At 64.9% G+C, this 11,969-nt stretch carries 17 protein-coding genes; 7 read left to right on the forward strand and 10 right to left on the reverse strand.

Annotated elements, in window-relative coordinates; all coding sequences use genetic code 11:
* Window positions 1–15 precede the first annotated feature (15 nt).
* Window positions 16–552, forward strand: coding sequence for a collagen-like domain-containing protein (locus JQ617_RS12805; RefSeq protein WP_212026600.1), 537 nt, complete (start codon window positions 16–18; stop codon window positions 550–552).
* Between the two features lie 155 nt (window positions 553–707).
* Here the strand turns inward: JQ617_RS12805 and JQ617_RS12810 are convergent, their stop codons facing one another.
* Together JQ617_RS12810 and JQ617_RS12815 are read right to left on the reverse strand one after the other, a co-directional pair.
* The gene (locus tag JQ617_RS12810; protein ID WP_212026601.1) at window positions 708–929 is read right to left on the reverse strand and encodes a hypothetical protein; all 222 of its coding nucleotides are present in this window, start codon (window positions 927–929) and stop codon (window positions 708–710) included.
* A gap of 101 nt (window positions 930–1,030) precedes the next feature.
* Window positions 1,031–1,297: a DUF2277 domain-containing protein gene (locus JQ617_RS12815; RefSeq protein ID WP_212026602.1), complete on the reverse strand. Its 267-nt coding sequence runs from the start codon at window positions 1,295–1,297 to the stop codon at window positions 1,031–1,033.
* Between the two features lie 125 nt (window positions 1,298–1,422).
* On the opposite strand from JQ617_RS12815, the gene JQ617_RS12820 reads away from it, so the two are divergent.
* Window positions 1,423–2,499, forward strand: a complete 1,077-nt coding sequence (locus JQ617_RS12820) for an alpha/beta fold hydrolase (RefSeq protein ID WP_212026603.1) — start codon at window positions 1,423–1,425, stop codon at window positions 2,497–2,499.
* Window positions 2,500–2,550: 51 nt separating this feature from the next.
* Here JQ617_RS12820 and JQ617_RS12825 read toward each other — a convergent pair whose 3' ends face one another.
* From JQ617_RS12825 to JQ617_RS40240, 3 genes are read right to left on the reverse strand one after another with little or no spacing between them, the layout of a single operon-like run.
* Window positions 2,551–2,796, reverse strand: coding sequence for a hypothetical protein (locus tag JQ617_RS12825; RefSeq protein WP_212026604.1), 246 nt, complete (start codon window positions 2,794–2,796; stop codon window positions 2,551–2,553).
* Window positions 2,797–2,842: 46 nt separating this feature from the next.
* Entirely contained in the window at window positions 2,843–3,313 is a 471-nt protein-coding gene (locus tag JQ617_RS40235) for a S8 family serine peptidase (RefSeq protein WP_212026605.1), read from the reverse strand.
* A complete protein-coding gene (locus JQ617_RS40240) occupies window positions 3,204–4,205 on the reverse strand; it encodes a S8 family peptidase (RefSeq protein ID WP_212026606.1) in 1,002 nt (333 codons plus the stop codon). Before JQ617_RS40240 ends, JQ617_RS40235 begins: the two co-directional genes overlap by 110 nt.
* Window positions 4,206–4,369: 164 nt before the next feature.
* Here JQ617_RS40240 and JQ617_RS12840 point away from each other — a divergent pair, with 164 nt between their 5' ends.
* A complete protein-coding gene (locus JQ617_RS12840) occupies window positions 4,370–4,972 on the forward strand; it encodes an MSMEG_1061 family FMN-dependent PPOX-type flavoprotein (RefSeq protein WP_212026607.1) in 603 nt (200 codons plus the stop codon).
* Window positions 4,973–5,088: 116 nt separating this feature from the next.
* Here the strand turns inward: JQ617_RS12840 and bfr are convergent, their stop codons facing one another.
* The 3 genes from bfr to JQ617_RS12855 form a co-directional block, all read right to left on the reverse strand.
* Entirely contained in the window at window positions 5,089–5,577 is a 489-nt protein-coding gene (gene bfr / locus JQ617_RS12845; RefSeq protein ID WP_011089420.1) for a bacterioferritin, read from the reverse strand.
* A gap of 132 nt (window positions 5,578–5,709) precedes the next feature.
* Window positions 5,710–5,982, reverse strand: coding sequence for a (2Fe-2S)-binding protein (locus JQ617_RS12850; protein ID WP_027560715.1), 273 nt, complete (start codon window positions 5,980–5,982; stop codon window positions 5,710–5,712).
* A 161-nt stretch (window positions 5,983–6,143) separates the two neighbouring features.
* Complete coding sequence (locus tag JQ617_RS12855) at window positions 6,144–6,446, reverse strand: hypothetical protein (protein WP_212026608.1); 303 nt, start codon at window positions 6,444–6,446, stop codon at window positions 6,144–6,146.
* Between the two features lie 137 nt (window positions 6,447–6,583).
* Between JQ617_RS12855 and JQ617_RS12860 the strand changes: the two genes are divergently transcribed.
* Window positions 6,584–6,919, forward strand: a complete 336-nt coding sequence (locus JQ617_RS12860) for a hypothetical protein (protein ID WP_212026609.1) — start codon at window positions 6,584–6,586, stop codon at window positions 6,917–6,919.
* A gap of 211 nt (window positions 6,920–7,130) precedes the next feature.
* The gene (locus tag JQ617_RS12865; RefSeq protein ID WP_063689537.1) at window positions 7,131–7,412 is read left to right on the forward strand and encodes a hypothetical protein; all 282 of its coding nucleotides are present in this window, start codon (window positions 7,131–7,133) and stop codon (window positions 7,410–7,412) included.
* A gap of 81 nt (window positions 7,413–7,493) precedes the next feature.
* Here JQ617_RS12865 and JQ617_RS12870 read toward each other — a convergent pair whose 3' ends face one another.
* Both JQ617_RS12870 and ettA read right to left on the reverse strand, forming a co-directional pair.
* Complete coding sequence (locus JQ617_RS12870) at window positions 7,494–8,720, reverse strand: lytic murein transglycosylase (RefSeq protein ID WP_212026610.1); 1,227 nt, start codon at window positions 8,718–8,720, stop codon at window positions 7,494–7,496.
* Window positions 8,721–8,727: 7 nt separating this feature from the next.
* Complete coding sequence (gene ettA, locus JQ617_RS12875; protein WP_018641021.1) at window positions 8,728–10,377, reverse strand: energy-dependent translational throttle protein EttA; 1,650 nt, start codon at window positions 10,375–10,377, stop codon at window positions 8,728–8,730.
* Between the two features lie 231 nt (window positions 10,378–10,608).
* On the opposite strand from ettA, the gene JQ617_RS12880 reads away from it, so the two are divergent.
* A complete protein-coding gene (locus JQ617_RS12880) occupies window positions 10,609–10,824 on the forward strand; it encodes a hypothetical protein (RefSeq protein ID WP_063689544.1) in 216 nt (71 codons plus the stop codon).
* A gap of 144 nt (window positions 10,825–10,968) precedes the next feature.
* Complete coding sequence (locus tag JQ617_RS12885) at window positions 10,969–11,931, forward strand: D-2-hydroxyacid dehydrogenase family protein (protein ID WP_212026611.1); 963 nt, start codon at window positions 10,969–10,971, stop codon at window positions 11,929–11,931.
* The last annotated feature ends 38 nt before the right edge of the window (window positions 11,932–11,969 follow it).

The following is an 11,969-nucleotide window of genomic DNA, read 5'->3' on the forward strand; positions in this document are numbered from 1 at the left end:
CAAGGGAGCAGTGGCGTGGCAGACGATCAGGGACGGCAGGGACCTCAGGGTCCGCGCGGGCGGCAGGGCGAGCCGGGACGGCCGGGACCGCAGGGTCATCCGGGCAAGCGGGGCCCCGACGGTGCGCGCGGCAAGCCGGGTCCGCTGGGCAAGCCGGGCCCGGCCGGAAAGGCGGGACCGCAGGGCAAGGCCGGCCTACAGGGCAAGCCGGGCGAGGCCGGTCCCCGCGGCGTGGCCGGCGCGCAGGGGCCCGTCGGTCCGCAAGGCCCTGCCGGGCCGCAGGGCCCGCGCGGCGAGGCCGGACCTCCCGGCCAGCTGCCGTCGATCGAACAGGTGCTGCCATGGCTCGATCAGCTCTTCGACGCCTGGGACGAACGCCGCCGCCAGCGCGAGCGTGACGCCGCCGAGCGGGAAGCCCAGGAAGCAGCCGAGCGCGCGGCGCTGGAAGCCGCCGTGCGCGAGACCGACGAAGCGTTCGGCGACGACGAGAGCGGCGACGACGACGATCACAAGAAAAAGAAGAAAAAGAAGAAGCACGGCCACAAGGATTAGGATGAGCGGCGCTCTCGTGCCCCGGACGCAGCGCAGCGCGAAGCGGTGCGCTGCAGAGCCGGGGCCCATGTCACCGCGGCCTTGCTTACCATTTGGGTCCCGGCTCTGCGCAGCAGCGTAAGAACGCTGCAGCGCGTCCGGGACACGCCGGTGGCTCAAGACGTTCCGGATGAATCGTCCTTGCGCGGCAGCATGCCCATGCGCTCGAACTGCCAGCGCATGGCGCGATACCAGAGATAGCCGACCACCGTGCCGCACACGGCCAGGATGACGACGTTGGCGCTGGAGAACGAGCCGCTCCACCACATCATCCACGCGGTCCACAGCAGCGTGAAGATGATGGCACCTGCTTTCAGCGGAAGAAGGGGGCGGCTCATGATCGTGCTCCGGGCTGTCAAAAACCCCGGCAGGCATCATCGCAAGGTGAGACGTCCGATACCGTGAGCCAGATCACGGAACAGGCCAGCGGCGTCCGCCGCTAGCCGAAGCGCAGCCGCGAGCGCTCCTTCGCCTTTTCCGCCTCCACCTCGCGGTCGCGCGCCGGCGCATGGGTGTGCAGCGAAGTCAGGAGCTTCCGTGCAGCCTCCGAGACCTCGGCCACGGCGAGCTCGAACGCCGCCTCGTTGGCCGCCGATGGCTTGTTGAAGCCCGACAGCTTGCGCACGAACTGCAGGGCCGAGGCGTGGATCTCGTCCTCCGTCGCGGGCGGCTCGAAGTTGAACAGCGTCTTGATGTTGCGGCACATGCAGTCTCTCCCGGTGGTGTCCTCATAAGACGAACGGCGGAGCCGAAATCCTACATCCTTACCTATCCTTCTGCTAAGCTCCGCGCCAACGCGGCCGCCCGATATGAGCCGCAGGGGAGAGGAACATGAAAGCTTCTTGCGCGGCGCTGTCGGCCGTTCTGCTGTCCATCTCGGCATCGGCATTTGCCGCCGACTATCCAGCGCCGAAACAGGGCGATTGGGTCGCCAAGGACTTCAAGTTCCACACCGGCGAGACCATGCCGGAACTGAAGCTGCACTACACCACCGTCGGCGAGCCGACCGGCCAGCCTGTCCTGGTGCTGCACGGCACGGGCGGCTCCGGCGCAAGCATGCTGACGCCCGCCTTCGCAGGCGAGATGTTCGGTGCGGGACAGCCGCTCGATGCATCCAAATACTACATCATCATTCCCGACAGCATCGGCCACGGCAAATCGTCAAAACCCTCCGACGGCATGAAGACGGGCTTCCCGAAATACAATTACGACGACATGGTCGAGGCGCAGCATCGCCTCGTGGCCGAAGGTCTCGGCGTCAAGCATCTGCGGCTCGTGATCGGAAACTCCATGGGCGGCATGCAGACCTGGCTGTGGGGCGAGAAATATCCGAAGGACATGGACGCGCTGATCCCGATGGCCTCGCAACCGACCGAGATGGCGTCGCGCAACTGGATGATGCGGCGGATCATGCTCGACACCATCCGCAACGATCCCGACTACAACGGCGGCAACTACACCAGCCAGCCGCGCATGATGAAATACGCCATCACCGCCTACGGCATCGCCAGCATCGGCGGCACCCTCGCCTATCAACAGCAGGCGCCGACGGCGGCGAAGGCCGACAAGATCGTCGATGACCGGCTCGCGGCGCCGATCACGGCGGACGCCAACGACTTCGTCTATCAGTGGGACTCCTCGCACGACTACAATGCGGGCGAGAAGCTGGAGCTGATCGAGGCCTCGCTGCTGCTGATCAATTCCGCCGACGACGAGCGCAATCCGCCCGAGACCGGCATTACGGATGCCGCGATGAAGCGGGTGAAGAACGGCAAGCTGTATCTGATCCCCGCAAGCACCGAGACGCGCGGCCACGGCACCACGGGCAATGCGAAATTCTACGTCGAGCAGGTCCGCCAGATGCTGCAGACCGCGCCGCAGCGAACGGTTGAATCGGCCAATCGCTGATTGTCCGTCGCGTCATCTGCGGCGCCTGTCGCGCCGCAGGCCGTTAAGCCTTCAGGTTTTCTTGAGGCCTCGCCTCGGCGAGGCCTCGACGAATTCGATATCATCGCCGAAATCGTCGAGCGCGGCGCGGACGGACCTGGCGTCGGCCTCGGCGACGGTGAAGATCGCCGCAAGCGCTTCGCGCGTCTGTCCCGGAAACAGGCTCCGGGCGGTGTAGCCGGCATCGCCGAGCGTCTTGATGATCATGCGCCGCCGGCGCTGATCGACGCGATCCCGGAATTTGAACTGCACGGACATGCCGAGAACCTAGCCGTTCGCGGCGCCCGATCAAGGTCGCGGCAACCTATTTTCGCCGTTTCCGCGCCGGCTTGGCGCGACCGAGCGCAGCGGCGACATCGAGCAGACCTGCGCCGTATTGCGGCGTGAAATTCCGTCCCCGCATCGCCGGCAATTTGGTCGCCGTCGCGATCAGGCGCCTGGCAACCGCAAGCCCGGCCGCCCTGGATTTCGGCTTGTGGACATAGACGAGTGCAGCAGCCCCCGTCACGTGCGGCGTTGCCATCGACGTTCCGGGCCAGGAATCGTAGCGCGTATGATCGGCGAAGCTCGCCTTCATCCGCGGCACCGTCGACAGGATGTTGACGCCCGGCGCGACCAGCTTGATGTGCCTGCCCGTGTTGGAGAACGAGGCGCGCCGATGAGATTCATCGACGGCTCCAAACGCCGATCGTGTCGGGGTAGCCGGCCGGATACTCCTTTGGATTGCCGCTCTCGAACTCGTTGCCCATCGCAGTCGAGATGACGACGCCGGCATCGATCAGCTCGGCGAAGATCGTTGCCTCCGCCTTCGAATGGTCCTCGCCGCCGATGCTGAGATTGATGACCTTGATGTTGGAATCGAGCGCAGCCGCGAGCGCCTTGCTGTAGAACTCGAAGTTGAAGTTCTCGTCGTCGCCTGGGCGCTTGGGATCGTCGAAGACTTTCCAGCAGTGCAGCCGGCAATTCGCCACGCCCGCGATACCGACCGAATTGTTGACCACGGCCGCGATCGTGCCGCTGACATGCGTGCCGTGGCCGAGAAAGTCGCGCGCTCCGTTGCCGTCGTGCCGGTATTCCTCGATCGCGTCTGCGAGATCGGGATGTCCGGCATCGACACCGCTATCGAGCACGGCGACATGAACCCGCCCCGCACCGGGCCGCCGCTCGTCGAACCATCTGATGGCCCGAAGACCCCATTGCCTGATTTTCATGGGATCGGCGGCGGTCTTGAGCCAGCGGCGGGGAACGGGTTCGACCAGATCGATCGCCTTGGAGGCACTCAACCGCTTCAGGGCGGCTGCACCCATCTTCTTGTCCTTGACCTGCACGATCTGAAATCCGGCCAGCGACTCTCGCGGTGCTGCCGTTGCGGAGCGCACGATCGAACGATGAACCGCGTCCAGCGCCTGCGCCGGCGCGTCACCGGCGTCGACCACGAACAGCGGCTTCATCGACTGAAGCCCGAAATTGTCCCGCAGGAAACCGATCGGACCTCGCACTTCATCGGGCATCGCATCCGCCAGCGCGCGCGACGTGGCCGCCCGAGGCGCGTCCGCCGCGATCTGCCGGGCAACGGCCGGCTTCAACCGAACGATGATCTGTCCTGGAACATTCTCACGACGGCGCGGCAGCTCGCCCGCGACCCGCATTGCCTGCGTCAGGGCCATGTTGAAATTCCTTCTTTTGAAAAACGATAAAGTACGGCACTCGTTATAAGCGAAATCCCCCGGTGACGCCACCTGGGCAGCCGGAAAACGCCTGTGCGGTGCAGTGACGACACCGCGGCGCACGTGCTATTGATGCCGAGAAGTCCTCAATCAGGGAGACCTTCGTGACCGATCTTTGCGCCGACGACCTCGCAACTATCTATGCCAAGCCGACCCCGCGCGTGATCGCGAAGGCGCGCCCCGCAATCGACGCGCACGCGAAGAAATTCATCGAGATGTCGCCGTTCTGCGTGCTCGCGACGTCCGGCACCGACGGCAGCGTCGATGCCTCGCCGCGCGGCGGTGGCGTCGGCTTCGTCCACGTCGCCGGCCCCAACCAGTTGCTGATGCCCGATCGCGCCGGCAACAACCGCATCGACAGCTTTCGCAATGTGGTCGAAGGCTCGGGCTTCGTGCATCTGTTGTTCTTCGTGCCCGGCATCGACGAGACATTGCGCGTCGGCGGACGCGGCACGCTGTCGGTCGATCCGGATCTGCTGGCTTCGATGGTTGAATTCGGCAAGCCGCCGCGCGCGGTGCTGAACGTCGCCGTCAGCGAAGTCTACTTCCACTGCGGCAAGGCGCTGATGCGCTCAAAATTGTGGGCGCCGGAGAAGGTGCAGCGCTCGGTGATGCCGAGCATCAGCGAGGTCATCCACGAGCAGACCGGTCTCGGCGAGCCGGAGAACCAGCAGATCACGGAAGAGCGTTACAAGACGCAGTTGTAGGTGGGGCGCCCGCCGCTGTGCCTGCCCGGGCTTGACCCGGACATCCATGTCTTCGTCGTGCGGCAAACGTGGATGGCCGGGTCAAGCCCGGCCATGACGAATGGAGAGAGCCGGGCTTAGTGCCCCTCGCCCTCGAGCCCGCCGACGTGCTTCTGGGTGTAGAGCTCGAGGCCGATGCGGCCGATCAGGTCGAGCTGGGTCTCGAGGAAGTCGATGTGGTGCTCCTCGTCGCTCATCAGCTTCTCGAACAGGTCACGCGTGACGTAGTCCTTGACGCCGTGGCAATAGGTGGCCGCTTCCTGATAGAGCGCCCGCGCGCTCATCTCGGCCGCGAGATCGCACTCGATGATCTCCTTGACGTTCTGGCCGATGCGCAGGGGATCGAGCACCTGCATGTTCGGGAAGCCGTCGAAGAACAGGATGCGCGCGGTGAGCTTGTCGGCGTGCTCCATCTCCTCGATGGATTCCTTGCGCCAGACCTTGGCCATGTCCAGCAGGCCCCAATTGTCGAGGAAGCGGTAGTGCAGCCAGTACTGGTTGATCGCAGTCAGCTCGTGACGCAGCGCCTTGTTGAGATAGTCGATGACTTTTGCGTCGCCCTGCATGGTTCACTCCAGCTCTTGCAGTCCAAATCGGTCCTATCCGACTTTAGAATGCTTCTAAGTCAGATTAAACACTGGGGCAACCGGCTACGGGGACGCAGCCGGGGAAAAACTCAGCCGACGGTGGGGAAAGTTTCAGCAGGCCGCGAGGGCGAACTCGGCGGGCTCGGCGGTCTCGTCGTTGGCGGCCACGGTGTGGCTGTGCGGGCAGCCCGAGCAGCAGGACTTGGCGCAGGGGCCAAGCGCTTCGTCGATGATGGTCTTGATCGTGCGGGCGCAGCGGCCGCATTCGGCGCTGCAGCCGAGGCATCCGTAGACTTGCTTGGCATGGCGCACGGCATCGTCGGACTCGGCGACGGCGGCGCGGATGTCGTCATCGCTCAGCACGTTACAGGAACAAACGATCATGGAAGCGGTAGGCCCTTCGGTGATGCGCCATCATCGATATTTAACGGGCCGGCCGGATGCAAAGGGAAAAACCGGTATTTGAAGCTATTCCAAACTGGCCGAAAAACAGCCTAGAACGGCTCTAAATCAAAGCATTGCGCTGGATCAAGATGGGGCCGGATCTAGTCGCCGCCACCGCCTCCTCCACCGTCGCCACCGCCTCCGCAATCGCCGCCACTGCTGCCGCTATCGCTGCTCGAACAGCTGCCGCCGTCGGTCGAGTTCCCCGAGCTGTCGCTGGAGAACCAGCTGCCCAGCGAGAAGCCGTCGCCGCTGCTCCCCGAATAGCTGTCGCCACCGCTGTCCCCGCCGGCCCCTGCGCGCGAGCGGCGCTGGCTGCGGTTCTGGAGGTGGGTGATCCAGCCGTACCCGATCGCAAAGACGATCCCGGCAGCAATCAATGCATTGATCATCGCGTTGCCCATCCTCGCCTCCCTGGCGGAGCTGCGGTCCACAATAATTGGTCGCCCCCCGCAAAGGTGCCGTTCATTGATCATTCGAACGAAGTATGGAACTCTGCGCACCCTAAGAGTTCCAGCGTGTTTGTACGAAAGGTCATCCGATGAAGAAGTCGCTCCTGGCAGCCGCTGCCCTCGCCATTGTGGCCCTGACGGCCGGAACGCCGGCGCAGGCCCAGCGCGGCGTCGCGGCTGGCGTCGCGGCGGGCATCATCGGCGGCGCCATTGTCGGCGGCGCGCTGGCCTCTCCGTATTATTACGGACCGGGTCCCGCCTACGGCTACGGTCCGGGTTACGGCCCCGGCTATTACCCGCCCCGCTACTACGCGCCCGGTCCCGGCTATGTCGCTGATGATTACTATGGCGGCTGCGCCTGGCAGCGGCAGCGCTTCTGGGACGGCTATGCCTGGCGCGTCCGCCGCGTCCGCGTCTGCGGCTGAGGCGCTCCGGGCCGGTGCACTACGGGGGCGCCGTTCATCTCGGGGCCCGAAAAAGACCGCTTTTTCTCGTCACAGCTCCGTGTGCGTTTACCGTGGATTGACCATTTGCGCGCTTCCTAGCCGCAAGGACAATTCCATCAGAGTGTGCGTGAACCTTTGAAACCCGGGCGCCTCTAACAAGAGGAACCCATCTCCCAGGAGAGCCAAGAGCATGAAGAAGACTATCGTTGCCGCCCTTACGGTTGCGACGGTTGCCGGTTCGCTGGTGACCGCCACCCCGTCTGCAAAGGCCCATGACGGCGTCGGCGCCGGCATCGCAGCCGGCCTGATCGGCGGCGCCATCGTCGGCGGCGCAATCGCCTCGAGCCGTCCCGCCTATGGCGGCCCCGTTTACGTTGCCGAGCCCCCGCCGCCCGCGCCCTGCTACTGGCGCCGTGAGCGCTATTGGGACGGCTACGGCTGGGTCAGCCGCCCGGTTCGCGTCTGCTACTGATCTGATCGCACGGCGCCCCTCGGCGCCACGATCGAAGCCCGGCCGATACTCTCGGCCGGGCTTTTTCTTTTGTGGAGGACCTTAACGCGCGGCCTGGATCGAGCGCAGCACGTCCTCGCTCGGCCAGCAATCGACCTTCAGGCCAGCCGACTTCTGATAAGCGCCGAGCGCGGCGCGCGTCTGCATGCCCGCCTTGCCGTCGATCTTGTCCTTGTAGAGCCCGACGCGCGTCAGCCCGCGCTGCATGGTTTCGACGTCCTTCGTGCGCAGCTGCTTCGAAGCCACCCAAGATGTCGCGAACGGCAGCGGGCTCGTCATGCGGTCGCTGAGATGACCGACGAACAGCACATAGAGGTCGGAGAAATTGTATTCCTTGATGACGAAGTAGTTCTTCGTCGTCAGAAACGATGGACCGTAGATGCCTTCCGGCTGCAACAGCGAGGCCGGCTGCGCCTGTTCAGCGGCGCTGAGCTTCTGCCCGCGCACCGGCACAAAGCCTTCGCGCAGCCACTGGCTGATCGGCTTGGTCACCTCCGGCACGCCTGTGGTGCAATCGACCTTCGCAGGCGCCTGCACCTCATAGGCCCAGCGCACGCCGCTCTGCCAGCCCTTGTTGACGAGCTGCTGCGCGGCCGAGGCCAGCGCATCCGGCACCGAGTGCCAGATGTCGATGCGGCCGTCGCGGTCGAAGTCGACGCCGTGCTTGTAATATTCGGACGGCAGGAACTGCGTGAGGCCCGTGGCGCCGGCCCAGGACGAGCGCATGTCCTTGCGCGTCACCACGCCCTCGCCGAGGATCTTCAGCGAGAGGATGAACTCGTTGCGATACTGGTCCTTGCGCCGGCCGACATAGGCCTGCGTCGCCAGCACGCGCACGAGGTCATAGGGCAGCGTGTAGCGGCCATAGTCGGTCTCGCGGCCCCAGATCGCGAGCATGACGGTCACAGGCACGCCGGAGCTCTTCTCGATCTCGTTCAGCGCAGGGCGATACTTTTGCAGCAGGCGCTGCCCCTCGCCCGCGAGCCGTGCGATCGAGGCTTCCTTGACGTAGTCCGCCGGCACCTGCACGAACTCGGCCTGCGACGGCGCGCCAGTCGCGGGCCGTCCCGGCAGGATCAGATCGGGCAATTTGTAATCGGGCTCGAGCCCGCGCGTTTCGCGGTCGAACGTCGCACGCGAGACGCCGGCCTCTTGCGCCTCAGGCCAGAGCGAGGCGATGAACTGCGTGAAGGCAGCATCCGCGGCGCGGGCGGGCGACCAGCCGCAGGTGACCGCGATCACCGCAGCGATGAGTGCCCGCCGCATCATGCCGCCGTCACCGCGTCAGCTTCTTGTACTTCACGCGGTGCGGAATGATGCTGTCCTGGCCGAGCCGGCGCATCTTGTCCTTCTCGTAGTCCTGGAAGTTGCCCTCGAACCATTCGACGTGGCTGTCGCCTTCGAACGCCAGGATGTGGGTCGCGATGCGGTCGAGGAACCAGCGATCGTGGCTGATGATGACGGCGCAGCCGGCGAAATCCTCCAGCGCCTCTTCGAGCGCGCGCAGCGTGTCGACGTCCAGGTCGTTGGTCGGTTCGTCGAGCAGCAGGACGTTGGCGCCGGACTTCAGCATCTTGGCGAGATGCACGCGGTTGCGTTCACCGCCGGAGAGCGCACCGACCTTCTTCTGCTGGTCAGCACCCTTGAAGTTGAACGACGAGCAGTAGCCGCGCGAATTCACTTCCTTCTTGCCGAGCAGGATCAGCTCGTTGCCCCCGGAGATTTCCTCCCACACATTCTTGTTGCCGTCGAGCGCATCGCGCGACTGGTCGACATAGCCGAGATGCACGGTTTCGCCGACCGTGATCGTGCCCTTGTCCGGCGTTTCCTGCTTGGTGATCATCTTGAACAGCGTGGTCTTGCCGGCGCCGTTGGCACCGATCACGCCGACGATGCCGCCGGGCGGCAGCTTGAAGGTGAGATCGTCGATCAGCAGGCGATCGCCGTAGCCTTTGCTGAGCGCTTCGAAATCGACCACGTTGGCGCCGAGCCGCTCGGCGACGGGGATGATGATCTGCGCGGTCTGGGTCTGCTTCTCGCTCGCCTGCTTGAGCAGCTCCTCGTAGCGCTGGTAGCGCGCCTTCGACTTGGCCTGGCGTGCCTTCGGCGAGGACGCGACCCATTCCTGCTCGCGGGCAATCGTCTTCTGATGCGCGGCGTCCTCGCGCCCCTCCTGCTCGAGGCGCTTCTGCTTCTGCACCAGCCAGGACGAGTAATTGCCCTCGTAGGGAATGCCCTTGCCGCGGTCGAGCTCGAGAATCCAGCTCGTGACGTTGTCGAGGAAGTAGCGATCGTGGGTGACGATCAGGATCGCGCCGGGATAGTTGCGCAGATGGCCTTCCAGCCACGACACGGATTCTGCGTCGAGATGGTTGGTCGGCTCGTCCAGCAGCAGCAGTTCGGGCTGGTCGAGCAGCAACCGGCACAGCGCGACGCGGCGGCGTTCACCGCCCGAGAGCTTCGTGACGTCGGCATCGTCGGGCGGACAGCGCAGCGCGTCCATGGCCTGGTCGACCTTGCTGTCGAGATCCCAGAGGCCCTGGGCCTCGATCTCGTCCTGCAGCTTGGTCATCTCGTCGGCGGTTTCCTCGGAATAGTTCATCGCCAGCTCGTTGTAGCGATCGAGGATGGCCTTCTGCTTGGCGACGCCCAGCATGACGTTCTCGCGCACGCTGAGCGCGGGATCGAGATGCGGTTCCTGCTCGAGATAGCCGACGCGGGCGCCCTGGGCGACCCAGGCCTCGCCGTTATACTCCTTGTCGAGGCCCGCCATGATCTTGAGCAGCGTCGACTTGCCCGAGCCGTTGACGCCGAGCACGCCGATCTTGGCGTCCGGGTAGAAGCTCAAATGGATGTTATCGAGCACCTTCCGGGTCGGGTAGCTCTTGGTCAGGCCCTGCATGAAATAGATGAACTGGCGCGCCATCGGTCCCGAATACCTTCGATTTGAGGAGATTTGCTTGCCGCCGATGTAACGATCCCGCCCCCAAAGGGCAACGTTTTCCCTCCGTTCACCACGGATGAATACGGGACGGACACCATCCGGACCCCAATCCGGACAATTGAAACTATCTTTTAATAAATCAGGCCAAAGCTCGGTTTCGCGCGGAAACAGCGCCACCCGCTCAGAATGAACGGGAGCACAGCGAGGCCGACCATGGCTCTGATCGAAACCCACTCATTTCCCGTTCCGGCCGACGCCGGGAACGCGTCCGGACTCGTGTCGGAGATCAAGGGCTTCTGGAAGCGCTTCTTCGCGACCGCCTTCAACCCCTACCGGCCCGAGCTGCACTACATGCGCGGCCCCGGCCCCGCCTGGCGCGCCAAGCATGGCATGGATGCGCCGATCCGGCTGAAGCCCCGCGACCTCTAAGCGCCTTCCCGCTATCGCATTTTTGAAGACGCTAGCTGCTTGCGCGCGAGGCTGATTGCGCGCAACCATGGCCAGGTTCCGACGATGGCGCCCCCGCCTCGCGCCGTCACTCTCGCCATCAACCCTGGTCCTGGAAGAACGCTGATGAGCCGGCTGCGCTGCGCAATTCTCGACGACTATTTCAACCTCGCTTTGGACGTCGCCGACTGGCCGAAACTGTCGGACCGTGTCGATGTCACCGTGTTCAGCCATCCCTTCGCCTCGGAAGCCGCCGCGGCGAGCGCGCTGGCCGATTTCGAGATCATCTGCGCGATGCGCGAGCGCACGGCGTTCCCCAAGAGCCTGTTCGACAAGCTGCCCAAGCTGAAGCTGCTGCTGACCTCGGGCATGCGCAACGCCTCGATCGACATGGAAGCCGCGAAGGGACGCGGCGTCGTCATCGGCGGCACGCAATATACGCGCGATCCCACGGCGCCGCTCACCATGGGCCTGATCCTGGAACTGACCCGGGGCATCGGCCGCGAGAATGCGCGCATGCATGCCGGCGAGCCCTGGCAGACCTTTGCCGGCGTCGAGATCGAGGGAATGACGCTCGGCGTCATCGGGCTCGGCAAGCTCGGCACCAAGATGGCCGGCATCGCCAAGGCGTTCGGCATGAACGTGATCGCCTGGAGCCCGAACCTCACGCCGGAGAAGTGCGCGGCCGCCGGCGTCGGCTACGCCACCAAGGAGGAGCTGTTCGCCAAGGCCGACATCGTCACCATCCATGTCGTGCTGAGCGAGCGCTCGCGCGGTCTCGTCGGCCGAGCGGACCTCGCGCGGATGAAGCCGACCGCCTTCCTCGTCAACACCGCGCGCGGGCCGATCGTGGACGAGCAGGCCCTGCTCGAGGCGTTGCAGCAGAAGAAGATTGCGGGCGCCGGCATCGACGTGTTCGCGGTCGAGCCGCTGCCGGTCGACCATCCCTTCCGCAAGCTCGACAATCTCGTGCTGACGCCGCATCTCGGCTACGCCACCGAGGACGGCTTGCGCATCCATTACGGCCAAATGGTCGATTCAATCGACGCTTTCACCAAGGGCGGCGAGCTGCCGCGCAAGCTGGCCTGAAAACGAAAAGGGCGTGCCGACGGCACGCCCTTCGCAAT

It is taken from the genome of Bradyrhizobium sp. KB893862 SZCCT0404 (assembly GCF_018130885.1).
Taxonomy (GTDB): Bacteria; Pseudomonadota; Alphaproteobacteria; order Rhizobiales; family Xanthobacteraceae; genus Bradyrhizobium; species Bradyrhizobium stylosanthis.

What these genes read in the sequence shown, in the direction of transcription:
- JQ617_RS40240 (WP_212026606.1), bottom strand. Translation starts at nt 4,205, where the DNA reads ATGGCCCTGACGCAGGCAATGCGGGTCGCGGGCGAGCTGCCGCGCCGT.
- JQ617_RS12825 (WP_212026604.1), bottom strand. Translation starts at nt 2,796, where the DNA reads ATGTCCGTGCAGTTCAAATTCCGGGATCGCGTCGATCAGCGCCGGCGG.
- JQ617_RS12820 (WP_212026603.1), top strand. Translation starts at nt 1,423, where the DNA reads ATGAAAGCTTCTTGCGCGGCGCTGTCGGCCGTTCTGCTGTCCATCTCG.
- bfr (WP_011089420.1), bottom strand. Translation starts at nt 5,577, where the DNA reads ATGCAGGGCGACGCAAAAGTCATCGACTATCTCAACAAGGCGCTGCGT.
- JQ617_RS12865 (WP_063689537.1), top strand. Translation starts at nt 7,131, where the DNA reads ATGAAGAAGACTATCGTTGCCGCCCTTACGGTTGCGACGGTTGCCGGT.
- JQ617_RS12815 (WP_212026602.1), bottom strand. Translation starts at nt 1,297, where the DNA reads ATGTGCCGCAACATCAAGACGCTGTTCAACTTCGAGCCGCCCGCGACG.
- JQ617_RS12860 (WP_212026609.1), top strand. Translation starts at nt 6,584, where the DNA reads ATGAAGAAGTCGCTCCTGGCAGCCGCTGCCCTCGCCATTGTGGCCCTG.
- ettA (WP_018641021.1), bottom strand. Translation starts at nt 10,377, where the DNA reads ATGGCGCGCCAGTTCATCTATTTCATGCAGGGCCTGACCAAGAGCTAC.
- JQ617_RS12880 (WP_063689544.1), top strand. Translation starts at nt 10,609, where the DNA reads ATGGCTCTGATCGAAACCCACTCATTTCCCGTTCCGGCCGACGCCGGG.
- JQ617_RS40235 (WP_212026605.1), bottom strand. Translation starts at nt 3,313, where the DNA reads ATGCCGGCGTCGTCATCTCGACTGCGATGGGCAACGAGTTCGAGAGCG.
- JQ617_RS12870 (WP_212026610.1), bottom strand. Translation starts at nt 8,720, where the DNA reads ATGATGCGGCGGGCACTCATCGCTGCGGTGATCGCGGTCACCTGCGGC.
- JQ617_RS12810 (WP_212026601.1), bottom strand. Translation starts at nt 929, where the DNA reads ATGAGCCGCCCCCTTCTTCCGCTGAAAGCAGGTGCCATCATCTTCACG.
- JQ617_RS12885 (WP_212026611.1), top strand. Translation starts at nt 10,969, where the DNA reads ATGAGCCGGCTGCGCTGCGCAATTCTCGACGACTATTTCAACCTCGCT.
- JQ617_RS12855 (WP_212026608.1), bottom strand. Translation starts at nt 6,446, where the DNA reads ATGGGCAACGCGATGATCAATGCATTGATTGCTGCCGGGATCGTCTTT.
- JQ617_RS12850 (WP_027560715.1), bottom strand. Translation starts at nt 5,982, where the DNA reads ATGATCGTTTGTTCCTGTAACGTGCTGAGCGATGACGACATCCGCGCC.